Origin of the sequence: Caballeronia sp. GAWG1-1, assembly GCF_023631465.1 — a bacterium.
GTDB lineage: Bacteria > Pseudomonadota > Gammaproteobacteria > Burkholderiales > Burkholderiaceae > Caballeronia.
The window spans coordinates 1-301 of sequence record NZ_JALQDB010000128.1 but is presented as its reverse complement, the minus strand read 5'-3'; the positions used below and the strand labels follow the sequence as shown (position 1 = coordinate 301).

General features: G+C 57.8%; 1 protein-coding gene and 1 tRNA gene. Both read left to right on the top strand.

The features are described 5' to 3' along the window. Positions 1 to 87 (top strand) — tRNA-Leu (locus NCT03_RS33745). Then, positions 78 to 301: hypothetical protein (locus NCT03_RS33740; protein WP_250495521.1), on the top strand; the 224-nt coding region annotated here is incomplete at its 3' end. The genes NCT03_RS33745 and NCT03_RS33740, both read left to right, overlap by 10 nt.

The window sequence follows — 301 nt, the reverse complement described above, 5'->3', positions numbered from 1 at the left end:
GCCCAGGTGGCGGAATTGGTAGACGCACTAGGTTCAGGTCCTAGCGGTGGCAACACCGTGGAGGTTCGAGTCCTCTCTTGGGCACCAAGATGTTTGAAAAAGCCACCTTCGGGTGGCTTTTTCTTTTTATGCGGAAGTCCTGCTTCCGGCGGCGCTCCATAAAAGCGCAGTTGGTTGACACGGCGACCGTTACCGCTAGAATAGCGGGCTCGCTGTACCCCTTGGCCCAGGTGGCGGAATTGGTAGACGCACTAGGTTCAGGTCCTAGCGGTGGCAACACCGTGGAGGTTCGAGTCCTCTC